Here is a 23,906-nt window from a genome sequence, read left to right as displayed (position 1 = left end):
CGGCGCACCGGAACCCATCGTACCGGCAGCCACGCCTGGAACGTTCGCTGCGAGCTACGACCGGCGGTGCCCCTCGTCCCTGCGCCTCAGCACGCGCAGGCACCGGTTCCCTGTACCCAACACCACGGCCACCGCGAAGAGGCGCCCCGCAGGAAACCGCGAGGCGAACTGCGGCCGCCAGGTTTCGGCGGCAGTTGCCGAACGTGGTCGACGCGCGGGACATGCTGGATCACTTCGACGACTATGCGACCGGACGCGGTCGGCTCCAGCAGCGTGCCGCTCGCCACGGACAGGATGCGCCGCGCACGTACTCGTTCGCGGTGGCGGTCGATGGCCCTGACGTCGTCATCGCCGTTGGCTCGTACCGCCTCGACGTGCGTCCCATTCGGGATTGCCGAGACAGGTGGATGATCTGCTTGCTCGAGAACCGAGATCGCGATCGTCCCGCCCTTGATCTCAAGTTAGGTTGAGATTTTAGAGTCGCCGGTGACGAAAGGAGTCGCTGTGACGACGTTGGTGACCGGGGCCACCGGAAACACCGGCAGGCACGTAGTGGCGGAGCTGGTCCGCCGGGGCGAGCACGTTCGGGCGCTAACCCGCGACCCGGCTGCGGCCGCGGGACGGTTCCCGGCCGAGGTGGAGCTGGTGGCCGGTACGCACACGGCGCCGGGGACTTTGGACGCCGCGTTCGACGGCGTCCATCGGCTGCACGTCACGGTGACGGCAGGGCTCGCCGAGGCCGGACCCGAGCTGGTACGGCGGGCGGTCGACGCGGGCGTGCGGCGCATCACCGTGGTGTGGGGCGGCTGGGTGGGGCCTGCCGAACAGGCGGTGGCGGACTCGGGCGTCCAGTGGACACGTCTGGAACCGCAGGAGTTCATGTCCAACACGCTCACCTGGATCGACTCGGTCCGGAGCGAAGGGGTCGTGCGGGAACCGTACGACTTCCCCAGCGCGCTGGTCCACGAGGCCGACATCGGCGCAGTCGTGGCGACGGCGTTGCTCGAGGACGGCCACGCGGGGCGTGCGTACAACCTGACCGGGCCGGAATCGCTGACCCCGCGCGAGCGGATCGCCGTCCTGTCCCGGGCCATCGGCCGTGATGTCACCTTCGTCCCGATCACCCACGAACAGGCCGTCGACCGGCTGACGGCCACCGGGCTGTCCCAAGCGGACGCCGAGTATGTCGTAGGCTGGCACGCCACTCCCAGCAAGGAGTCCACCAGCGTGGTGGATACCGTCGAGCAGGTGACCGGCCGCCCGGCCCGTACCTTCGAACAGTGGGTGGCCGAACACGCGGAACTCTTCCGCACCCGGCTGGACCGGCGGGTCTGAACCTCGAAGCAGCGCTCAACCCGCGCTTCGCCGGCACCGGCCACTTCTCCAACGGTCACCCAACACCGTGAACGTTCGTGGTCACGGCATTGGGTGGCAGTGACACTTCGGGTCAGCGTGCAGAGAAGCCGACGGCCGGGAAACTGTCGGAGGCGCGCGAGACGGAGCTGCCTGCCGGCCCGATGGAGCTGGGGATCAATATTGGATTGGTTGGGGCAGGTCAAGCCGGCTGCGGGCCAGCACCGCCGTCGTGTTCGGATTGAGTCGTCTTCCAATGCGGTGGGCGGCCGTTTGCTCCGCCCAACTCCGTCGACAGCGGCCCCTGATTCCGTCCTACGGATCGGCGCATGGCATTGACCAAGGCCAGTTGCGCTCGGGCCGGCGCCACCATCGCCTGATCGAATTGCTCCTGCGACAATGGTGCGGTCGTCGTGTCCACCCCCGTGGAGACGTCCAAGAGTCGCTGTACCGCTTGACCGAACTTATCGATCTCGGCGGTGACCGCGCTCGGCGCGACGAGGCTGGCTGACATCAATGCTGCGCTCCACGCGCCCCAGTCATAGTCCCAGCCCGTGCGTCCCAGGTGGGCGCGTCGCAAGATCATCGAAAACGTGGCGTACTCGCGCAGCAGGTCCTGGTAGGCCATGAGTTGCCGGTCCCGTAGCCAGTGTCGGTCCTGTGCCTGGCGGGTGAGCATCCCACCGACGAAAACCCCGACGGTCGCCGAGAGCGCGCCGCCAACTGTCGTGACGACAATGTCCAGCAACGCCATGAAGCCTCCCCGTGACCGCCGGCACGAGCATCGATGATCGGGGGCTCGTCGTCAACGCATAAGACGAGTTGCAGAGCACGAACCGACGGTGGGTGTGCCGGACAACCCGCCAGTGATCGGTCCCGCCACCGCCCCCGCCCACTGAGGGTCCAAGGCCGAACTGGTCCGGCTGTTGTCCGGACCTGCCGACGGCAGTGTTTCCGTCGTCAGCGGTGGTACTGGACCAGGCAGAACTCGTGGTCCTCCGGATCGGCCATGACGACAACCACGCCGTCGTCGTAGTCGTGCCGTTCGCCGGTGAACCGGCCACCGAGATGGACGACCAGGGCCATGGCCTCGTCGATCTGGTCGACGGAGATGTCGAGGTGAATCCGCACCTTGCCTGTCCTGGCTTCCGACACCGGCTGGAACACCAGCCGTGGCTGAGGATCACCTCGTTCACCGAGGTAGACCCAGCCTTCCTGCGACGGACCGGGCTCGCGGCCGAGCAGGCCGCTCCAGAATCGGGCTACTCGCTCGGGGTCGAGGCAGTCAATCGTCACACCGGACCAGATGTTCGCCATGCGCCGATCCTGACGGATCCTCCGCTGCTCGGCACCATCCGCCTTCGCGGCCGTACGCCTGCTCGCTAAAGACGGTCTGCGCATCGGTTGCTGGGCGTGCTGGTCGTGGCTCACCCCGTACCCAAGCTGGCAACGGCGACGAGGTGACGATCGTCGACGCCGGGCCGATGGTGAGCAGGTCATCGGTGCGCTGGTTCCGCCCAAGATCACGCGGCCCCCTCCGAGGCCACGAACAGGCTGCGACGGTCACCATCGGTGACTACCGCCAGGATTGACACCCCGGCCGCACAACCCTCGAAGGATCTGCGACCGGGACAATTCAGCGGTCGGCCGCTGCCGTCACCGACTGCTCCAGGATGTCGAGGCCCTCGGCCAGTTCCTCATCCGTCAGGGTCAGGGGCGGCATCAGCTTCACCACCTCGTCGGCGGATCCGGACATCTCCACCAGCAGCCCACGGGCGAACGCCTCCTGGGCGACCCGTCGGGCCAGCTGCGGTTCCCGGAAGGCCAGACCCCAGACCAGGCCCCGGCCGCGTGACGTCACTGCGTGCGCCCGGTGCCGACCGGTGAGTTCCGCAAGCCTCGCCTCAAGCAGGATGTCCCGTTCCGCTGTCTGCTTTTCCATTTTGCTGTCGACCCAGAATTCCTTGAGCGCGGCCGCCGCGGTGACGAAGGCGAGGTTGTTACCGCGGAAGGTTCCGTTGTGTTCGCCGGGTTGCCACACGTCGAGTTCGGGGCGGAAGAGCGTGAGGGACATCGGCAGGCCGTACCCGCTGATGGACTTGGAAAGGCAGACGATGTCGGGAGTGATTCCGGCGTGCTCGAAGCTGAAGAACGGGCCGGTGCGACCGCAGCCCATCTGGATGTCGTCGACGATCAGCAGCACCTTGCGGCGGGCGCACAGCTCGGCGAGGTCGGCGAGCCAGATCGCGCGGGCCGGGTTGATACCGCCCTCGCCCTGCACGGTCTCCACGATGACGGCGGCCGGTAGGTCCATTCCGCTGCTGCTGTCGGCGAGCATGGTGTCGAGCAGGGTGAGCCCGGAGACCTGGCCACCGGCGAAGCCGTCGTACGGGACGCGCCAGGTGTTTCCGAGCGGGACGCCGGCACCTGCGCGCAGGGTGGCGTTTCCGGTGACGGCCAGTGAGCCGAGTGACATGCCGTGGAAGGCGCCGGTGAAGGCGACGACGGTGTGGCGTCCGGTCACCTTGCGGGCGAGTTTGAGTGCCGCCTCGACGCTGTTCGTGCCGGTGGGTCCGGTGAACTGCACGCGGTAGTCCAGGCTGCGGGGGGCGAGTACCTGCGATGCGAATTCGGCGAGGAAGTCCTGCTTGGCGGCGGTCAGCATGTCGAGGCTGTGGGTGACCCCGTCCCGCTCCAGGTAGTCCAGCAGGGCTCGCTTGAGGATCGGATGGTTGTGGCCGTAGTTGAGGGCGCCCGCGCCGGCGAAGAAGTCAAGGTAGGCGCGGCCGTCGTCGGCGAACATTCGGCTGCCACGCCCGTGGTCGAACACGATCGGCCAGCTTCGGCAGTAACTACGGACCTCTGACTCGATAGTCGGGGCCATCATGATGTCTCCTCGGAGTTGGAGCTGCCCGTCCATCACGGTTTCGGAGCCGCGTCGATGTAGCTGCCGGCGTCCACGGCCCTGCGCTACGGGCCCTCGGCGACGGGGCGTTGTGCTGCCGCCCCGCCGCTCGCCGTGTTCGGCGGGGCGGGGCGGGGCGGCATGGAGTGTGGTGCGGTACGGACCTCGGCCTCAGGCCCGGGCCATCTGCTCCCGCAGGCTTCGCGGCCGCATGTCCGACCACACCTTCCCGATGTGGTCCAGGCACTCCTGCTTCGACCCGGACGTCCCTTCGGCGGTCCAGCCGAGCGGCAGCTCCCGGTCGGCCCACCAGATCGAGTACTGCTCCTCGTCGTTGCGCACGACGCGGTAGACACCGTCGTCAGTCATGACCCCTCCGGCATGGTCGGGTGATCCGAATAGCTGAGCCCGATGTTGCCGGGCCGACGCGTGCCGTCCATAGAGACGAACACGCAGACGCGTCGTGCGGCTCCGTCCCTGTTCGACGGTCCGCACCTCCCGCAGGCTCTGGGCTCACGGCCGATCGCCACCTGGAAGGGGGCTCGGCATGACCGAGCGACGCCATCTGATCTCCATCGACGACCTCTCCGACGACCAACTGCGCTGGATCGTCCAGCGCGGCGTCGAGTACTCGCGTGGTTCCGCGGGAGCCGACCAGCCCCTGTCCGGGGCGGTCGTCGGCGTGCTGTTCCGCAAGACCTCCACCCGTACCCGGACCGCGTTCTCCGCCGGTGCGCTGCGTCTCGGTGCCGGCCTGATCACGTACGGCCCGAACGACCTGCAACTGGCCACCGGCGAGTCGGTGGAGGACACCGGCGCGGTGCTCTCCGGCATGCTCGACGTCCTGGTCGCCCGCACCGTCGGGCCGGAGTCCGAGCTTCGGGCGTACGCCGCCCAGAAGCGCATGTCGGTGATCAACGCGATGAGTGCGGTCGAACACCCGACTCAGGCCCTCGCCGACCTCACCACGATCGTCCGGCACTTCGGTCGGGTCGAGGGCGTACGGGTGCTGTATGTGGGGGAGGGGAACAACACCGCCTCGGCGCTGACCCTCGCGCTGTCCCGGTACCCCGGTGCCGAGCTGCACCTGCGTACCCCGCCCGGGTACGGCGTGGAGCAGCGGTACCTCGACCAGGCGGCGGTGTCCGCCCGGCGTAGCGGCGCGCGGGTCGAACAGCGGCACGACCTGTCGGGCCTGCCGCCGGTGGATGTCGTCTACACCACCCGCTGGCAGACCACGGGGTCGACGAAGCCGACGCCCGACTGGCGTTCCGAGTTCGCCCCGTTCCAGGTCAATGAGGCTCTGATGGCGGCCTGCCCGGGCGCGGTGTTCATGCACGACCTGCCGGCGCATCGGGGCGAGGAGGTGACCGCGGCGGTCCTCGACGGGCCCGACAGCATCGCCTTCGCCCAGGCCGAGAACAAGTACCACAGCGCCCGGGCGGTCCTGCAGTGGTGCGCCGTCGACTGGCCGAGCGGCGGAGCGGGGCTGTGACCACGTTTCTCGACGACATCCTGACCCACGCCACGACCCGGCCCGACGCACCGGCGATCGTCACCCCGGACACCGCCCTGTGCTACGAGGACTTCGCCGCCCGGACCGACCGGCTGGCCCGGGCGCTGGTCGCCCGGGGCGTCGGACCGGAGCAGGTCTGCGCGGTCATGGTTGACCGGGGCCCGGAGGCCGTCATCGCGATGGCGGCGGTGCTTCGGGCCGGCGGCGCCTTCCTCACCCTCAACACCGAGCTGCCCGATCAGCGACTGGCGGCGATGGTCCGCACCGCCCAGGCCCGGTTCCTGGTCACCACACCGGCCCGGGCCGGGCAGCACGACCTCGCCATCGACGGCCCGACCGTGTTCGTCGACGCGCCTGACGCGCCGGCACCCCTGCGACCGTTGTCGCCCCGATCGCTGGCCTATGTCAGTCACACCTCCGGTTCGTCCGGGCCGCCGAACGCGGTACTGCTGGAGCACCGCGGCGTCACCAACTACCTGCGGTTCATCGTCGACGACTACCAACTCGGTCCGGACACCGTGGTCCTGCAACTCGCGCCGTTCGGATACGACGCCTCGGTCCGCGACACGTTCGCCCCGCTCGTCGCCGGCGGGCAGGTGGTCCTGGTGCCGCGCTCCACCCTGTTGCGCGCCGGTGAGTTCGTCGCGGCCCTCCGCAGGTGGGGGGTGAACACGATTCTGTCGGCCACCCCGACCTTCCTGACGTCGCTGCGGCGCAGCGATCTGCCCGACCTGCGGTTGACCGTGTCCAGCGGTGAGTCGCTGCGACCGCTCCTCGTCGCCGGTGGCCGCGACCGGGTGCCCGGACGGATGATCAACCAGTACGGCCCGACCGAGACCACGATGACCTCGACCCGTTTCGTCGTGCCGCCGGTCCCGGACACGACGGTCGACCTGATCGGGACACCGATCGACGGTGTGAGCGTGCATCTGCTCGACGACGAGCTGCACGCCGTGCCGGACGGCGGTGTCGGCGAGGTGTGGATCGGTGGATGTGGTGTCGCGCGCGGGTACAGCGGCCGGCCGGGGTTGACCGCGGACCGGTTCCTGCCGGACCCACACGGCGCGCCCGGCGCGCGCATGTACCGTACCGGTGACCTGGCGCGTCGGTTGCCCGACGGTGGCCTCGTGTATCTCGGCCGCATCGACCGGCAGATCAAGGTCCGGGGCTACCGGATCGACCCGGCCGAGATCGAGGGCGCGCTGCTGACCCATCGCGCCGTCACCGGCGCGGTGGTCACCGCGGATACCGATGCCGGCGGCCGGGTCTTCCTCATCGCGCACGTCGCCGCCGCGTCGGCGCAGGTGACGGACGCGGCGCTGCGCGCCCACCTGGCGATGACGTTGCCCCACTACATGATCCCGCGACGGTTCGCCCGGATCGACCGCCTGCCGACGACGGTCAGCGGCAAGACCGACCGCAGGGCGGTCACCGTGGACGGGCCATGAGGACGACGGGTGTTGGGCCCACCCTCGCGGACGTGCGCCTGGCCGCCGACCGAATCACCGGCCTGGTGGATCGCACTCCGGTGCTGCCGCTGGATTCGCGGGTGCTGGTCAAGGCCGAGCACCGCCAGCGCGGCGGCTCGTTCAAGATCAGGGGCGCGGCGAACGCGATGCTTACCCGCTACGCCAAGGAGGTCGTGGCGGGTTCCTCCGGTAACCATGGCATCGCCGTCGCCATGCTCGGTGCCGCGTTGGGCATCAGGGTGACGATCGTGATGGCTGCCGGGGCCAGCGACGGCAAGGCCCAAACGATACGGGCACTCGGCGCCAGCGTGGTCCAGGTGACCGGCGGCGTGGTCGAACGCGACCGCCGGGCCGCGGACATCGCCGCGGCGACCGGGGCGGTCTTCGTGCCTTCCTCCGACGACGAGCTGGTGGTGGCCGGGGCCGGCACGGTCGGGCTTGAGGTGCTCGAACAGGTGCCGGGCCTCACGACGATCTTCGTACCGACCGGCGGTGGTGGTCTGCTGGCCGGCGTCTGCCTGGCGGCGTCGGCGCTGTCCCGGCGGGTGCGGGTCGTCGGGGTGGAGCCGATGTCCGCACGCCGCTACGCCGTCTCCGTTGCCCAGGGTGCCCCGACCGAGCTGCCACCGTCCATGACGATCGCCGACGGCCTGCGCGGGCAACGACCCGGTGCGGTTCCCTGGCCGATCATTCGGCACCGGGTCGACGACCTGATCGGCGTGACCGACGAGGCGATCACCCACGCGCTGGGTGTCCTTCGCCGAGCCGGTGTCAGCGCGGAACCAAGCGGTGCGGTAGCGCTGGCCGGCGCGCTACGGCGCGGATCTGCCGGCCGTGCGGTGGTGATCGTTTCGGGTGGAAACGGCGCGACCGGCCGCAGCAGTACGAAGAGAACAGAAGAACCTCCGGCAGAACTGCTGCCGGAGTCAACCGGTGAGTCTGCATGTTCTTCCCTGCGCTGTCTCGATGGTGCGGAGGAATCTCGTAGTAGGCGCATCGCGGCGGATGCAATTCGAGGAGCGGCTCTATGACCGAACAAACCCCCACCGGGTCAGGAGTGCTGGCGACCATCGGAGCGACACCGATCGTCGAGCTGGTGAAGCTCGACCCCGAGAGTCCGTTCAGGACGTTCGCGAAGTTGGAGTCGCACAATCCGGGCGGCAGTATCAAGGACCGCTCGGCGCTGGAGATGCTGCGAGGACGCATACACGACGGGCGACTCGTACCCGGAAGATCGGTGGTGATCGAGTCCAGTTCCGGCAACCTCGGAATCGGGCTCGCACAGGTCTGCGGGTACTACGGAATTCGCTTCATCTGTGTGGTGGACCCGCGCACCAACAAGGACAACATCGCCATCATGCGGGCGCTGGGCGCGCAGGTCGAGGTGGTCACCGATGTCGATCCGGCCACCGGAGAATACCTGCCCGTCCGTATCCGTCGGGTGCGTGAACTCGTCGCCACGATCGAGCACGCGTACTGCCCGGACCAGTATTCGAACCCGCTCAACCCGCAGGCACACCATACGACCGTACGGGAGATCGTGCGCGCCCTGCCGGACATCGACTACCTGTTCTGTGCCACGAGTTCCTGCGGCACCCTGCGGGGGTGCGCCGAATACATCCGGACGCACCAACTGCCGGTGACCATCGTGGCGGTGGACGCGTTGGGCAGTGCGATATTCGGCCCAGCGGTGGGGTGGCGGATGATTCCCGGCCACGGCGCATCGGTGCGTCCGAAGCTGTACCGCAGCGATCTGGCCGACATCGTGGTCCGAGTCGACGATCTCGACGCGATCGTGGCGTGCCGCCGGCTGGCCGCCCGCGAGGCGATTCTCGTCGGTGGCTCGTCGGGTGCCGTCGTGGCGGGCCTGGAGCAGTTGCGCGATCAGATCCGACCCGGGGCCACCTGCGCGATGGTCTTTCCCGACCGCGGTGAGCGGTACCTCGACACCATCTACGACGACGACTGGGTCATGACGTACTTCGGTGACGTGTCGCACCTGTGGACCAAGCCCGACATGGAGGTGGCGCCATGTTGATTCTCGGAGCAGGTGAGGTCCGTTCCGTCCTCGACGGGGGCGAGCGCGACGTGGTGTCCGCGGTGGAGGCGGCGTACCGGTCGCACGCGTTGGGCCGTACCCGGGTACCGCAGTCGGTCTTCCTCCGCTTCCCCGACGGCGAGCGCGAGCGGATCATCGCGCTGCCGGCCTATCTGGGAGGTGAGACGCCGACCTGCGGGGTGAAGTGGGTGTCATCCTTCCCCGGCAACCTCCAGCGGGGGATGCACCGGGCCTCGGCCGTGATGATCCTGAACTCGGTACACACCGGAGTGCCGGAGGCGATCCTCGAAGCGTCGGCGATCTCGGCCGGACGTACGGCCGCGAGCGCCGCCCTGGCGGCGTCCACGCTCTCCTCGTCCAGCCCCGAATCCGCGGTGACGCTGATCGGCTGCGGTCCGATCAACTTCGAGGTGCTGAGGTATCTGCGCACCGTGCTGCCGACGCTGGACACGGTGACCCTGTACGACCTCAGCGCCGAGCGGGCGCAGTCCTTCGCCGCCGAGGCGCGGTCGGTCTGGCCGACGTTGAAGATCGACGTGGCCGAGAACGCGGCCGACGCCATGTCCCGCCACAAGCTGGTGTGCCTGGCTACGACGGCGAGCGCCCCGCACCTGGGTACCGAGCACTGCCGCCCGGGAACGCTGGTGCTGCACCTGTCCCTGCGTGACCTCACCACCGACTCGATCCGCTCCAGCGTGAACATCGTCGACGACGCGGACCACGTGTGCCGGGCCGCGACCTCGCTGGACCTGGCCCAACAGGAAGCCGGCAACCGCGACTTCATCGCCGCCTCGCTCGGCGAAGTCCTGGTGGCCGGTGAGCGGTACGTCAGAAGCGACGAAGCCGTGACGGTGTTCTCCCCGTTCGGACTCGGCTGCCTGGATCTGGCGGTGGCCGACCTGGTCCGGCGTGCGGCGTCGGACCGCGGCCTGGGCACCACATTGGATGACTTCCTACCGACGAAGCAGCAGGTGTGCGCATGACCGACATCCTCGAAACCGACAACCAGCTCCGACTGTCGTTCGAGCAGGAGCAACTGTGGTTTCTCGACCAGGTCCGGTCCGGTACCCAGGAGTACCTGTTGCACTGGGGATTCCGGCTGCGTGGGCCGCTGGACCGGGTGGCGCTGACCGCCGCCCTCACTGACATCGCTGGCCGGCACGAAATTCTGCGCACCCGCTATTCGACGGTTGACGGCCAGCCGGTGCAGATCATCGACGAGCCGGTGGCGGCCGACCTCACGGTGGTGGACCTCACCGGGCACCCGGCAGCTGAACAGGACCGACGGGTACGGGAGATCGGCGAGGCGGCGGTGACCACGCCGATCGACCTGCGCGGATCAGCCCCCTGGCGGCTGACCCTCGTGCAGCTTTCCCCCGCTGACGCGATCTTGATGCTGGTGGTGCATCACATCGCCTTCGACGGCCCGTCGCTGGGAATCCTCGCCCGGGAACTGGGCGTGCTCTACGCGGCCCATGCCGCAGGCGAGAAGTCGCCGCTGGCGCCGCTGGAGCTCCAGTACGCCGACTTCGCCGACTGGCAGCGGAGCCGATGGGACGCGAACGACGCGGCGTTCGTCCGGCACCTGGACTACTGGCGTGAGCGACTGGCCGGACTGCCGTCACTGGAGCTGCCCACGGACCGGCAGCGCCCCGCCGCCTGGGAACCGGCCGGCGACGTGGTGGCGTTCGCGGTGCCGGCCCCGTTGGCGGCCCGGATCAGCTCCGTGGGACGCGCCGCCCGGGCGACCCCGTTCATGGTGTTCCTGGCCGCCTACCAGCTTCTGATCAGCCGTTACGCGGACCAGCTCGACTTCGGTGTCGGGGTGTCGACAAGCGGGCGGAACCGGGTCGAGCTGGAACCGGTGATCGGCTCGCTCGCGCAGACTGTGGTGCTGCGGACCGACCTGTCCGGCGATCCCACCTTCGTCGAGTTGCTCGGCCGGGTCCGCGAGACGGCCCTGGACGCCTTCGAACACAAGGACGTACCCCTGCAACGTCTGGCCGCCGAACTGTCGCCGGACCGCGGCCTGTCCCGCAACCCGCTCTTCCAGGTCGGGTTCGCGGTCCTGAACGGCCAGGGGAAGCCGCTGAGTCTGCCCGGCATCGAGGTCGACTGGGTGCCGACCCCCGTACGCAGTGCCACCTTCGACATGTCGCTTCAGATGACCGAGGAGCCGGACGGATCCTGGGTCGCCCGGATCACCTATCCGACCGCGCTCTTCGACCGGGCCCGGATCCAGCGGATGGCCGACAACTACGTGGCGCTGCTGGAGAACCTGGCGGCGGCGCCTCAGACGACGTTGCGCGACGTGCCGACGGTGGCCGGCGCGGAACAGCAGCAGTTGCTCGGCTGGCATCCCGCACCGCGCGCAGCGACCGACGCGCTGCTGCCGGACCTGTTCCGGGCGCAGGCCGAGGCCACGCCGGACGCGGTGGCCGTGGTCTGCGGTGACACCGAGCTGACCTACGCCGAGCTGAGGTCCAGGACGGACAACCTGGCCAGCTTCCTGCGCACTCGCGGAGTCGGCGTGGAGACCGCCGTCGGCGTTGCCCTGCACCGCGGTACCGATCTCGTGGTCGCGCTGCTCGGCTCGCTCACCGCCGGCGCGGTCTACGTCCCGCTCCCACCCGACCTGCCCGACGAGCGACTCGAGTTCATGATCGAAAATGCGGGCGTCGAACTGGTGCTCACCGACACGGCGCTGCGACAGCGGATCCCGCAGCAGACCCCGGTGGTGGTGCTCGACGAGCAGTGGGACGACATCGCACGCGCCACGCCACCGCCGCCGGTGGCGCGCGACGCCGCGAACGCCGCCTACGTCATGTACACGTCCGGCTCCACCGGTCGCCCCAAGGGCGTCGTGATCAGTCACGGTGGGATCCGGAACCGGGTGCTGTGGGCGGTGGACCGGCTCGGGCTCACCGGTACCGACCGTGTACTCCAGAAGACGACCATCGGGTTCGACGCGTCGATGTGGGAGTTCCTGGCGCCGCTGGTGTCCGGCGGTTCCGTGGTGATGGCGCCGCAGGACGCGCACCGCGACACCGCGGTGATGGTCGGTGCCCTCGCCGCGTACCGGATCACCGTGGTGCAACTCGTCCCGTCCGTGCTTCGCACCGTGGTCGAGGAGCCGGAGCTGGCCGCCTGCGACGCGCTGAGGCTGGTCTGCTCGGCCGGCGAGCCGCTGCCGACCGAACTGTGCGAGCGACTGCTCGGCGTGCGGGAGGTGGAGCTGTACAACACCTACGGCCCGACCGAGTCCTCGATCGACGTGACCGCGTGGCGCTACGCGCGTGGCGAGAGCGACGGTACGGTTCCGATCGGTGCCGCGCTGCCCGGCGTCGACCTGTACGTGGTGGACTCCGCCGGCCGGCTCGCGCCCATCGGCGTACCGGGTGAGTTGTGTATCGGCGGTGTCGGCCTCGCCCGCGGTTACGCCGGGCGCGGCGACCTCACCGCCGAACGCTTCACCCCGAACCCCTTCGCCACCCGGCCCGGCCAGCGGTGGTACCGCACCGGAGACCTCGCCAGGTGGCGTGACGACGGGGTCCTGGAGTTCGTCGGCCGCCTCGACGCGCAGGTCAAGGTGCGGGGGGTGCGTGTCGAACCCGGTGAGGTGGAAGCCGCGCTGCGGGCGCATCCGTCGGTCGCCGCGGCCGTGGTCACCTCCTACCGGTCCGTCACCGGTGACCTGGAACTCGCGGGCTACGTGGTGCCGACCTCCGGGGCGACGGTGGAGACCGACGAGTTGTCTGGATTCCTCGGCACGCGGCTGCCCGCCGCGATGGTTCCCGCCAGCATCGTCGCGCTGGCCGCGCTGCCGTCGCTGCCCAACGGAAAGGTCGACAGGGCGGCGCTGCCGCCTCCCGGCAGCCGCCCGTCCGGCGACGACCCGGATCACGTCGAGCCCGATGACGTGACCGCCGGTCACGTCGCCCCACGGACGGAGACCGAGCGGGCCGTCGCCACCCTCATGGGCGAGCTGACCGGGGTCGAGCGGGTCGGCGTCGCCGACGACTTCTTCGCGCTGGGTGGGCATTCGCTGCTGGCGATCCGGCTCGCGCACCGGTTGCGCCGCAGGTTCGGGTTGGAGCTGACGGTGGCCACCCTGTTCGAGGGACGGACCGTGGAGCGGGTCGCCGCGGCGATCGACGCGGGCACGACACCCGACAGCGAGCCGCAGATCGTGCCCGTACCCCGCGACGGCACCCTGCCGACCTCGTTCGGCCAGCAACGACTGTGGTTCCTGGACCAGCTCGAACCGGGCAGCGCGGAATACCTGGTCCCGATGGTGTACCACCTCACCGGAACGCTGGACACCGCGACGTTGCGCCGCGCGGTGGAGCAGGTCAGCGCCCGGCACGAGGTGCTGCGCACCCGCTACGTCGGGGACAGCGGTGTTCCGCTGCAACTCGTGGATCCCCCCGGCCCGGTGCCCTTCGACGTGGTGGACCTGACCGGCACCGCGGACGCCGCAGAGCGCGCCAGGACGATCGTCGAAGCGGTGAGCGCCCGGCCGTTCGACCTCACCCACGAGCGTCCGCTGCGGGTCACGGTCGTGCACACGGCGGCCGACGAACACCTGGTCGCGATCACCCTGCACCACATCGCCTTCGACAACTGGTCGCTGGGCATCTTCCTGCGCGAGCTGAACGACGCGTACGTGGCCGGGCTCACCGGTACCCCCTGGTCGACGCAGCCGCTTCCGGTGCAGTACGCCGACTTCGCCGCCTGGCAACGCGACCGGCAGGCCGACGGCACCATCGGCAAGCAGATCGAGCACTGGCGAAACCGGCTCGCCGGGCTCGTGCCGGTCGAGCTGACCCCCGACCGGCCCCGCCAGCCTGGGCGTGACCTGCGCGGCGAACTGTTCATCGTCGACATACCGCAGGACACCGGAGCAGCAGTACGCGAGCTGGGCAACCAGACCGGCGCAACCCTGTTCATGGTGCTGCTGGCCGCGTTCGACGTGCTGCTGAGCCGCCACACCGGCCGCACCGACATCGCGATCGGCACCCCGGTCGCCGGTCGGACGCGACCGGAGACCGAGGACCTGGTCGGCTTCTTCGTCAACAACCTCGTGGTCCGGGCCGACCTGGGCGGGAACCCGACCTTCCTCGACCTGGTCGACCGGGTCCGCCGCAGCGCCCTGGAGGCGTTCGCCAACCAGGAGGTGCCGTTCGAACACCTCGTCGACGCCCTGCAACCGGACCGCGACCTGTCCCGCAACCCGCTGTTCCAGATCATGTTCGAGGTACAGCACACCGGTGCCGGTAACGCGGCGTCCACCCTCGCCGGGTGCGCCGCGACCGGCCTGGACAGCGGCCTGTCGGTGGCCAAGTTCGACCTCACCCTGTCCGTGATGGAGCAGCCGGACGGCCGGCTGGAGTGCTGGTTCGAGTACGCCACGGCGCTGTTCGACCGCTCGACGATCGAACGCCTCGCAGGCCAGTACCTGCGCCTGCTGGGCGGCGTGACCGCCGCCCCGCAGACCCGGATCAGCGAGCTGGATCTTCTGTCGGCCGACGAACGCCACACGATCGTGCACCGATGGGCGGACCCCGACGCGGACCGGCTGGACCTGCTCGACCCGCCCGGCGAACGGCACCTCTCGGTACCGCAACTGTTCGAACAGTGGGCGGCCCGGACTCCGGAGGCGACCGCCGTGGTCTTCGGTGCCGAGCGGCTCGGCTACGCCGAGCTGAACGCCCGGGTCAACGAGCTGGCGCACCAGCTCCGTGCGATGGGGGTCGGTCCGGAGGTCATCGTCGGCTCGTGCCTTCAGCGCGGGATCGCACCGGTCGTGGTGCTGCTGGCGGTGCTCAAGGCCGGCGGGGTGTACGTGCCGTTCGACCCGGAACATCCCCCGGAGCGGCTGCGCTACATGCTCGCCGACGCCGGAGCGCACCTGGTGGTGACCACCGGTGCGTTCGCCGACCGGTTCGCCGGGCACGACCGGCCGGTGCTGGTCGTCGACGACGGGGACCGGGCGAGCGGCCGGCCGACGGCCGACCCGGCATCGGTCACCGTTCCGGGCAACCTCGCGTACATCATCTACACGTCCGGGTCGACCGGCCGCCCCAAGGGCGTGACGATCTCGCACCGGGCGTACGCGCACCACTGCCGGGTGGTCGCCGACCAGTACGGCATCCGCCCGGGCGAACGGGTCGTGCTGCTCTCGGCACTCACCTTCGACGTCGCGATGGATCAGGTCGGCGCCACCCTGACCGCCGGTGCCACGATCGTGGTGAGCGACCCGGTCTTCTGGGCGCCGAGCGAGCTGCCGGCCAAGCTGGCGCAGTACGGCGTGACGATCATGGAGATCACCCCGGCGTACTACCGGGAGATGATGGAGTCCGGCGTGGACCGGCTCACCGGGCTGAAGCTCGTCAACGTCAGCTCGGACGTGGTGACCGTCGCCGACGCCCAACGCTGGGCGGCGACCGGCCTACCCGGCCGGTTCCTCTGCAGCTACGGGCCGACCGAGGCGACCGTCACCTGCATGTTCAACCCCGTGTCGGGCGATCTCGCCGACGAGCGCGGCACGGCCACCCTGCACATCGGCCGTGCGGCCGCCGGGACCCGGGTGTACGTGCTCGACACGGAGCTGCGTCCGCTCCCGGTGGGGGTACCCGGCGAGCTGTACCTCGGCGGCGTGCGCCTGGCCCGTGGCTACCACGACCGGCCGGAGCTGACCGCGGAGCGTTTCGTGCCCGATCCGTTCGCCACCGAACCGGGAACGCGCCTCTACCGCACCGGCGACCTGGTGCGGCTCCGGCCGGACGGCGCTGTCGACTTCCTCGGCCGCCTCGACACCCAGGTGAAGATTCGAGGTTTCCGGATCGAACTCGCCGAGATCGAAGCCGTGTTGGCCAGGCACCCCGCGGTGTCCGCGGCCGCCGTCGTCGCGAAGGACGTCGGGCCCGGCGACAAGCGGCTCGTCGCCTACCTGGAGTGGCCCCACGACACCGGACCCGACCTCGACGAGCTGCGGGCGTACCTACGAGAGTCGCTGCCCTCGTACATGATCCCGTCGGCCTGGGTCACCGTCGCGGCGCTGCCGCTGTCACCGAGCAAGAAGGTCGACCGGGCGGCGCTGCCAGATCCGAAACCTTCCGAACTCGACCGCGGCCGCGGGTACGTGGCACCGCGGGACCCGGCCGAGGAGACCATCGCCGGGATCTGGTCGGACATTCTCGGCGTCGACCGGGTCGGCGTCGATGACGACTTCTTCGGGCTCGGCGGCCACTCGTTGCTGGCCACCCGGGTCCTGGCCCGGCTGCGGGCGGCCTTCGCCGTGGAGGTCCCGCTGCGCTGCCTGTTCGAGGCGACCACCGTGGCCGAGCTGGCGGTGGTGGTGACCGACCTGATCACGGCGGAACTCGACGAGTTGACCGACGCCCAGATGAGCGAACTGCTTTCCCAGGATGGTGCCCTGTGACTGAGACAATCGATCGAGCCGGTCTACGCGCGGAGTTGCTTCGGCGCAGGCTCGTAGGTGCCGCGAACACCGCGCCGGACGAGGGGATCACCCGGGTCTCGCGTGAGACGCCGCCCGCGCTGTCGTTCGCGCAGCGCCGGCTGTGGATTCTCGACCAGGTCCGGCCGGGCGGTACGGAGTATCTGGCCAGCGCCGGCCTGCGCCTGTTCGGGCCGTTGGAACCCGGCGCACTGCGGGCGGCGCTGGACGCGATCGTGGCCAGGCACGAGGTGCTGCGCACCCGCTACGTGGTGGTCGACGGTGAACCGGGCCAGGTGATCGACCCTCCGCAGCCGGCCACGCTGCACGAGGTGGACCTGCGTGGCCTCGACCCCGCCGCCCAGGACGAACGGATCGCCGGCTGGATGACCCACGACCGGGCACCCGTCGACCTGGCGACCGGCCCGGTGCTGACCGGAACCCTCGCGCGGCTGGCCGACGAGGAGCACGCGCTGGTGGTGACCCTGCACCACATCGCCTTCGACGGCTGGTCCGAGCAGGTGCTGTGGCGTGAGCTCGACCGGTTGTACACCGCCGCGCTGACCGGCGGGCCGTCCCCGCTGGTGCCCCTACCGGTGCAGTACGCGGACTTCGCCGCGTGGCAGCGCGATGCGATGTCCGGTGCCAAGCTGGACCGTCAGCTCGACTACTGGCGGCAGGCGCTGGCCGGCGCCACCGCGGTGGAACTGCCGCTCGACCGGCCCCGCCCACAGGTTCGGGACAGCGCCTGCGACCTGGTCCCGATCGCGGTGTCCGCGCCGGACGCCCGAGCCCTGCACGAACTCGCCCGCCAGTCCGGCGCGACGCCGTTCATGGTGCTGATGGCCGTGTACGCGATCACGCTGGGCCGGTTCGGCCGGAGCAACTCCGTCACGATCGGCACCCCGGTGGCCTGTCGCGACCGGGCCGAGGTGCAGGACCTGATCGGCTTGTTCCTCAACACGCTGGTGCTGCGCACCGACCTGTCCGGCGACCCGTCGTTCCGCGAGGTGCTCCGGCGGGTCAAGGAGATGGCGCTCGGCGCCTACGCCCATCAGGAACTCCCGTTCGAACGGCTGGTGGACGAGCTGGCCCCGGTGCGCGACGCGTCCCGGACCCCGCTGTTCTCGACCATGTTCCTCTGGGCCAACGGGGACTCCACTGCCCGCCGCGTCGGCGAACTACGCGCCGAGGAACTGCCGGTCGGCGAGAGCGACGCCAAGTTCGACCTGACGCTGGTGGTCGTCGACCAGCCCGACGGCACCCTCACCGGCTTCCTGAACTACGCCACCGCGCTGTTCGACCGGGACACCGTCGAGCGGTTCGCGAGCCACTTCACCACTCTCGTCGGCAGCATCGCGGCCACGCCGGACGCACCGATCAGCCAGCTGGTCGAGTCCCCACCGGCGGAGCGGGAGCTGGTGGTGCGGACGTGGAACGAGACCGAGGTGGCGTACCCGACCGGCACCCTGCCGGAGCTGTTCGCGCGACAGGTGGCCCGGACCCCGGACGCCGTCGCCCTCCGCTTCGAGGGCGAGGACGTCTCCTACGCCGAGCTGGACCGGCGGACCGACCGACTGGCGCGGTACCTCATCGACGCAGGCGTCGGGCCGGAGTCGATCGTCGGCGTGTGCCGCCGACGCGGTGTCGAGCTGGTGGTGGCCCTGCTGGCGATCCAGAAGGCCGGCGGCGCCTACCTGCCGCTGGACCCGGACCACCCGGCCGAGCGCCGGGACTACATGTGCGCCGACGCCGGTGTCACCATCGTGCTCACCGACGGCGAACCGGCCATCACCGGCAGCGGACCGGCACCGGCGAGCACGACCCCGGCGGGACCCGACCACCCGGCTTACGTGATCTACACGTCCGGCTCGACCGGCCGGCCCAAGGGCGTCGTGGTCACCCACCGCGCGATCGTCAACCGGCTGCGCTGGATGCAGGACGCCTACCGGCTGGACGACTCCGACCGGGTGCTGCAGAAGACCCCGTACAGCTTCGACGTCTCGGTGTGGGAGTTCTTCTGGCCGCTGATCACCGGGGCCACGCTGGTGATCGCCCGGCCGGACGGCCACCGCGACCCGCACTACCTGGCCGACCTGATCGCCACCGAGCAGGTCACCACCCTGCATTTCGTACCGTCGATGCTGCGGGTGTTCCTGGCCGAGTCGTTCGGGCCGCTGCCGTCGGTGCGTCGAATGATCTGTAGCGGCGAGGCGCTCCCCGCCGACCTGGTCGCCGCCGTCCACGAGCGGATCGGCTGCGAGCTGCACAACCTCTACGGGCCAACCGAGGCGGCCGTCGACGTCACCGCGGTGCGGTGCGTGCCCGGTACGCCGGTCACCATCGGACGGCCGATCGCCAACACGCGCACCTACATCGTCGACGAGAACCTGCGACCGGTCCCGATCGGAGTGCCGGGTGAGCTGCTGCTGGGCGGCGTGCAGTTGGCCCGCGGATACCTCAGCCGTCCGGGGCTCACGGCACAGCGGTTCGTTCCCGACCCGTTCGAGGAGTCCGGCGGTGGAGGGCGGCTGTACCGCACCGGTGACCTCGCGAGGTACCTGCCGGACGGCCGGATCGACTACCTCGGCCGGCTCGACGACCAGGTGAAGATCCGTGGGCACCGCGTCGAACTCGGCGAGATCGAGGCGGTGGCCGCGGAGCACCCGGGAGTGTCCGCGGTCGCCGTCGCGGTGCACAACGGCCAGCTCGTCGGCTACCTCGTCGCCCGGGACACGGACGCCGGCGTCGAGGTGAGCGACCTGGCGTCGTTCCTGCGCGGTCGACTGCCCGAGGCGATGATCCCGAGCCACTGGCAGCTGCTGCCCGCGCTGCCCCTGACCACCAGCGGAAAGACCGACCGGCGCGCGCTGCCGGCCCCGACACCTGGCCGCACCTGGGCGGCCGGAGCGTACGTCGCCCCCCGCACCGAGGCCGAAGGCGTCGTCGCCGAGGCGCTCGCGGCGGCGCTGGGCATCGAACGGATCGGTGTGCACGACCGGTTCTTCGACGTCGGGGGTGACTCGATCCGCGCCATCCGCGCGATCGGAACCCTGCGCCGGGGCGGGCTGAACCTGTCGGTGCAGGACATCTTCACGCACCAGACCGCGGCGCAGCTGGCGACGCTCGCCGACCGGCCGGCGACCGGTGCGGACGAGCTGCCGGTCGGCCCGTTCGAGCAACTCGACGCGGCCGACCGTGACCGGCTCCCCGACGGCCTGGTGGACGCCTACCCGATGGGTCAGGTGCAGGCCGGCATGGTGTACGAGATGCTGGTCAACGGCTCGCACCCGGCATACCAGAACGTCACCAGCTTCGACATCGTCGACGACGGCCCGTTCTCGCTGGCCGCGTTGCAGCAGGCCGCGCAATGGCTGGTCGACCGGCACGAGATCCTGCGAACCACGTTCGACGTGTCCGGCTACACCGAGCCGATGCAACTCGTCCACGCCGAGGCGCGGGTCGAGGTGGGCTTCGACGATCTGCGCGAGCTCCCGGAAGCCGAGCAGCAGGACATCCTGGAGCGGTACCGGGAGACGATGAAGCTGGCGATGCTGCCCATCGATCACGCGCCGCAACTGCGCTGGCACGTGCACCGCACCGGGGAGCGGACGTGGGTGCTGACCCACACCGAGTGCCACGCCATCCTGGACGGCTGGAGCCACCACTCCCTCATCGCCGAGCTGCGGGACACCTACCGGGCGATCCGGGACGCGGACCCCGATGCGCTGAAGCCCCCGCCCCCGGGGCGGTACGCCGACTTCGTCAGGTTGGAACGGCGATCGCTGTCGGCCGGGCCGGACGAACGGTTCTGGCGGAGCCGGGTCGGTGAGTACGACCGGATCGCGTTGCCGGCGGACACCGCCCCGGCCGGCCACGGCGCGGTGCCGGAGCTGCGGATGTCCTGGCGGCATCTCGAACCGGGGCTGCGTGAGCTGGCCGCGCGGACGCAGACCTCGCTCAAGGCCGTGCTGCACACCGCGCACCTCGCGATGATCGGCGTCATCACCGGCCAGCGGCGGTTCTTCAGTGGTCTGGTCGTCAACGGCCGGCCCGAACTGCTGCGCGGCGACGAGGTGATGGGGATGTACCTCAACACGGTGCCGTTCGCGGTGGATTTGCGTACGCCCCGGTGGCGCGACCTCGTGCGCGCCGTGTTCGCCGAGGAGCTTGCCGTCTGGCCGCACCGGCGCTACCCGATCCCCGCGATGCAGCGCGCCTGGGGCACCGGTACGCCGCTGATCAGCAGCATCTTCTCCTACCTCGACTTCCACGTGCTCGACGCGCAGGAGGACGTTTTCGGCACGGTCGTCGACGACAGCCCCAACGAGTTCACCCTGGTCACGTTGACCTTCCCGGGCGAGCTGCGACTGGAGTGCCGGGCCGGCTGGGCGACCCAGGAGCGGCTGACCGCCCTGGGCGAGACCTTCCTCGAACTGCTCACCGCGATGATCGCCGATCACGGCGCGAACCCGGTCGACCTCAGCTCGACCCCGGCGCACCGGTTCACCGAGCCGCAGCAGGACTGGCCCGCCCTGCCCGAGGCGTGCGTCACCGACCTGTTCACGACCCGGGCGCAGGCCCGGCCGGACGCCGTCGCAGTCGAGTGCGGCGACTCGCGCCTGACCTACGGCGAACTCGACGCCCGGGCCAACCAGTTGGCGTGGGCGCTTCGTGAGCACGGCGTCGGCCCGGAAACGCCCGTCGCGGTCTGCATGGACCGCGGGATCGACGCGGTGGTCGCGCTGCTCGGCATCCTCAAGGCCGGCGGCTGCTACCTGCCGCTCGACCCCAAGTATCCGGACGGCCACATCGAGTACCTCCTCGACGATTCCGGCGCCCAGGTCCTGCTGAGCGGGCCGACCCACGCCCACCGTTTCGCGGCGCGTGCCGGGCTGACCACGCTGAACCTGCACTCCGGCTGGTGGTCGGACGGCAGCCGGCCGACCACTGCGCCACAGGTGACGCTGTCACCGGAGAACCTCGCCTACATCACGTACACGTCGGGGTCCACCGGACGTCCGAAGGGCGTGTTGGTCCCGCACCGCGGCGTCGTCCGGCTGGTGCACGGCCAGGACTACGCGCGGCTGGACGCCGACCAGGTCATGCTGCAAGCCGGCACGCTCGCCTTCGACGCGTCGACGTTCGAGGTCTGGGGCGCGCTGTGCAACGGGGCGCGGCTGGTCGTCTCCCCGGAAACGCCGACCGCCGACGAGCTCGACGAGCTCCTGCGCCGACACGGGGTGACCGTGCTGTGCCTGCCCACCGGCCTCTTCAACACGATGATGGACGTGCGGCCGCAGGCGTTGGCCGGGATACGGGAGGTGGTGGTCGGTGGCGAGGTGCTGCCTCCGCTGCAGGTGCGCAGGGCGATGGAACACGGCGTGCTGGTCAGCAACGGGTACGGCCCGACCGAAAGCACCACGTTCGCCACCGTCCATCCGCGGATCCCACTGCCGGCGCTCACCGACGTCATTCCGATCGGGAAGCCGATCCAGCACACCTACGTGCACGTCGTCGACGAGAACCTCGACCCTGTCCCGTTCGGGGTGCCGGGTGAGCTGCTGCTGGGGGGCCCGGGCGTCGCGCGCGGATACCAGGGCCGTCCGGACCTGACCGCCGAACGCTTCGTACCGGACCCGTCCGGACACGCGCCGGGAAACCGGCTCTACCGCACCGGGGACATGGTCCGCCAGGATCCGGACGGCACGATCCACTTCGTCGGGCGGCGCGACCACCAGGTGAAGATTCGTGGGCACCGCGTCGAGTTGGGCGAGGTGGAGGCCGCTATCGCCGAGCTGTCTACGGTGCGGGCTGCCGCGGCGGCGGCGTACCAGGGCGTGGACGGCATCAAGCAACTCGTCGGGTACGTCGTGCTCGACGCGGACGGCCCGGCCGACCCCGCCCGGCTCGGTGACGTGATGCGCAGCAGGGTGCCCGGCTTCCTGGTCCCGACGGCCTGGGTCCGCCTGGACCGGCTCCCGTTGAACAACAACGGCAAGCTCGACCGGGCCGCGCTGCCCCGGCCGGCGGCGGGAACGTCGGTACGGGAATACAGCGCGCCGCGTACGCCCACGGAAGTGGCTGTCGCCGAGGTCTGGACCGAGGTCTTCCACCTGCCCCGGGTCGGCCGCGACGACGACTTCTTCGACCTCGGCGGGCACTCGCTGCTGACGTTGCGGGCGATCGCGATGCTGCGGGACCGGCACGGCATCGAGACGACAGTGCGAACCTTCGTCGAGCACCGCACGCTCGCGGCGCTCGCCGCGTCGATCGACGGCGAGCGGCAGCCGGTCACGGCGTTGCTCTGGCTGCGCCGGACCGGCGACCAGCCGCCACTGGTGTGTGTGCACCCCGGCGGCGGCAGCGCGCACTGGTACCGGCGGCTGGCCGAGCACCTCGATCCGAATCTGCCGGTGGTCGCCTTCGAATGGCCGGGCCGCGACCCGTCGACCGGCTCGGTTCCGTCCACGGAGGACATGGCGACCCGCTACCTCGCGGAGTTGCGGGAGGCGGTCCCGCAGGGGCCGTACCGGATCTTCAGCTGGTGTGGTGGCAGCGGGGTGAGCACCGAGATGGCCAGCCGACTGGTGGCCGAAGGCGAGGAGGTCACCTTCATCCTGCTCGACCCGGGGCAGGACGCCTGGCAGAAGGAGCACCTCTGGTCGGAATACGGGCTGATCAAGCAGTGTGTGACGAACCTGGAGCGGCTCGACGCGGCGCCACCGGAGGAGGACACCTCGGTGCTCCGGCAGGAGACGCTGGCGCTGCTCGAACACATCGTGGACGACATCGTCGGCAACGACGGGATCACCCTCCCCGAGCGCGGCGCGGGAACGATGTGGCTGCCCGCCGCGCGGATGTGGGAGGAGGTGATGGAAATGGTGCTGTCCTACCGGGACCGCCCGTACGCCGGTCACCTGGATCTGATCGTCAGCGACGAGCTGGCGCTGGGCGAGCACGAGGTGGTCAGCTCCGGCCAGAGCTACCACGACTACCTCCAACGGTGGCGCGAGCGGACCGCCGGGCTGGGGGTACACCGGGCGCAGGGTGAGCACTTCTCGGTCATGAAGGAATACGTGGCGGACCTTGCCGGCATTGTGACGGGGCTGATCGACGAGCCGGCCGGCCGACGGTGAACG

Annotated in this window: 13 protein-coding genes; 9 read left to right on the top strand and 4 right to left on the bottom strand. The window is 70.3% G+C overall.

Going from position 1 to position 23,906, the window contains the following annotated elements:
- Positions 1-194: 194 nt before the first annotated feature.
- Together ACGFIW_RS19250 and ACGFIW_RS19245 are read left to right on the top strand one after the other, a co-directional pair.
- Entirely contained in the window at positions 195-470 is a 276-nt protein-coding gene (locus tag ACGFIW_RS19250; protein WP_393317214.1) for a hypothetical protein, read from the top strand.
- Between the two features lie 34 nt (positions 471-504).
- Positions 505-1,335, top strand: coding sequence for an NmrA family NAD(P)-binding protein (locus ACGFIW_RS19245; protein WP_393317211.1), 831 nt, complete (start codon positions 505-507; stop codon positions 1,333-1,335).
- A 220-nt stretch (positions 1,336-1,555) separates the two neighbouring features.
- On the opposite strand, the gene ACGFIW_RS19240 is transcribed toward ACGFIW_RS19245, so the two are convergent.
- From ACGFIW_RS19240 to ACGFIW_RS19225, 4 genes are all read right to left on the bottom strand, one after another.
- Positions 1,556-2,107 (bottom strand): hypothetical protein, encoded by a 552-nt coding sequence (locus ACGFIW_RS19240; RefSeq protein WP_393317208.1) that lies wholly within the window; start codon positions 2,105-2,107, stop codon positions 1,556-1,558.
- A 206-nt stretch (positions 2,108-2,313) separates the two neighbouring features.
- Positions 2,314-2,784 (bottom strand): VOC family protein, encoded by a 471-nt coding sequence (locus ACGFIW_RS19235; protein ID WP_393317206.1) that lies wholly within the window; start codon positions 2,782-2,784, stop codon positions 2,314-2,316.
- 205 nt (positions 2,785-2,989) lie between these two features.
- The gene (gene ectB / locus ACGFIW_RS19230; protein ID WP_393317426.1) at positions 2,990-4,237 is read right to left on the bottom strand and encodes a diaminobutyrate--2-oxoglutarate transaminase; all 1,248 of its coding nucleotides are present in this window, start codon (positions 4,235-4,237) and stop codon (positions 2,990-2,992) included.
- A gap of 192 nt (positions 4,238-4,429) precedes the next feature.
- On the bottom strand, positions 4,430-4,627 hold the full coding sequence (locus ACGFIW_RS19225; protein WP_093402962.1) for an MbtH family protein: 198 nt from the start codon (positions 4,625-4,627) through the stop codon (positions 4,430-4,432).
- Positions 4,628-4,805: 178 nt separating this feature from the next.
- On the opposite strand from ACGFIW_RS19225, the gene ACGFIW_RS19220 reads away from it, so the two are divergent.
- Genes ACGFIW_RS19220 through ACGFIW_RS19190 form a run of 7 tightly spaced genes read left to right on the top strand, consistent with a single transcriptional unit; the run spans position 4,806 to position 23,903 of the window.
- Positions 4,806-5,753 (top strand): ornithine carbamoyltransferase, encoded by a 948-nt coding sequence (locus ACGFIW_RS19220; RefSeq protein ID WP_393317203.1) that lies wholly within the window; start codon positions 4,806-4,808, stop codon positions 5,751-5,753.
- A complete protein-coding gene (locus ACGFIW_RS19215) occupies positions 5,750-7,222 on the top strand; it encodes an amino acid adenylation domain-containing protein (RefSeq protein WP_393317200.1) in 1,473 nt (490 codons plus the stop codon). The genes ACGFIW_RS19220 and ACGFIW_RS19215 overlap by 4 nt, the downstream gene beginning before the upstream one ends.
- Positions 7,219-8,274, top strand: a complete 1,056-nt coding sequence (locus tag ACGFIW_RS19210) for a threonine/serine dehydratase (RefSeq protein WP_393317197.1) — start codon at positions 7,219-7,221, stop codon at positions 8,272-8,274. Before ACGFIW_RS19215 ends, ACGFIW_RS19210 begins: the two co-directional genes overlap by 4 nt.
- Positions 8,271-9,281, top strand: coding sequence for a 2,3-diaminopropionate biosynthesis protein SbnA (gene sbnA, locus ACGFIW_RS19205; RefSeq protein WP_393317194.1), 1,011 nt, complete (start codon positions 8,271-8,273; stop codon positions 9,279-9,281). The genes ACGFIW_RS19210 and sbnA overlap by 4 nt, the downstream gene beginning before the upstream one ends.
- Positions 9,275-10,285 carry a 2,3-diaminopropionate biosynthesis protein SbnB gene (gene sbnB, locus ACGFIW_RS19200; protein WP_393317191.1) on the top strand — a complete coding sequence of 337 codons (1,011 nt, stop codon included), beginning with the start codon at positions 9,275-9,277 and terminating at the stop codon, positions 10,283-10,285. Before sbnA ends, sbnB begins: the two co-directional genes overlap by 7 nt.
- Positions 10,282-16,746 (top strand): amino acid adenylation domain-containing protein, encoded by a 6,465-nt coding sequence (locus tag ACGFIW_RS19195; protein WP_393317188.1) that lies wholly within the window; start codon positions 10,282-10,284, stop codon positions 16,744-16,746. Before sbnB ends, ACGFIW_RS19195 begins: the two co-directional genes overlap by 4 nt.
- Positions 16,743-23,903 (top strand): amino acid adenylation domain-containing protein, encoded by a 7,161-nt coding sequence (locus ACGFIW_RS19190; RefSeq protein WP_393317185.1) that lies wholly within the window; start codon positions 16,743-16,745, stop codon positions 23,901-23,903. Before ACGFIW_RS19195 ends, ACGFIW_RS19190 begins: the two co-directional genes overlap by 4 nt.
- The last annotated feature ends 3 nt before the right edge of the window (positions 23,904-23,906 follow it).

The sequence above is a fragment of the Micromonospora sp. NPDC048935 genome, assembly GCF_043197875.1.
Classification (GTDB): Bacteria; Actinomycetota; Actinomycetes; order Mycobacteriales; family Micromonosporaceae; genus Micromonospora.
This window is presented reverse-complemented; position numbering and strand designations above follow the sequence as displayed.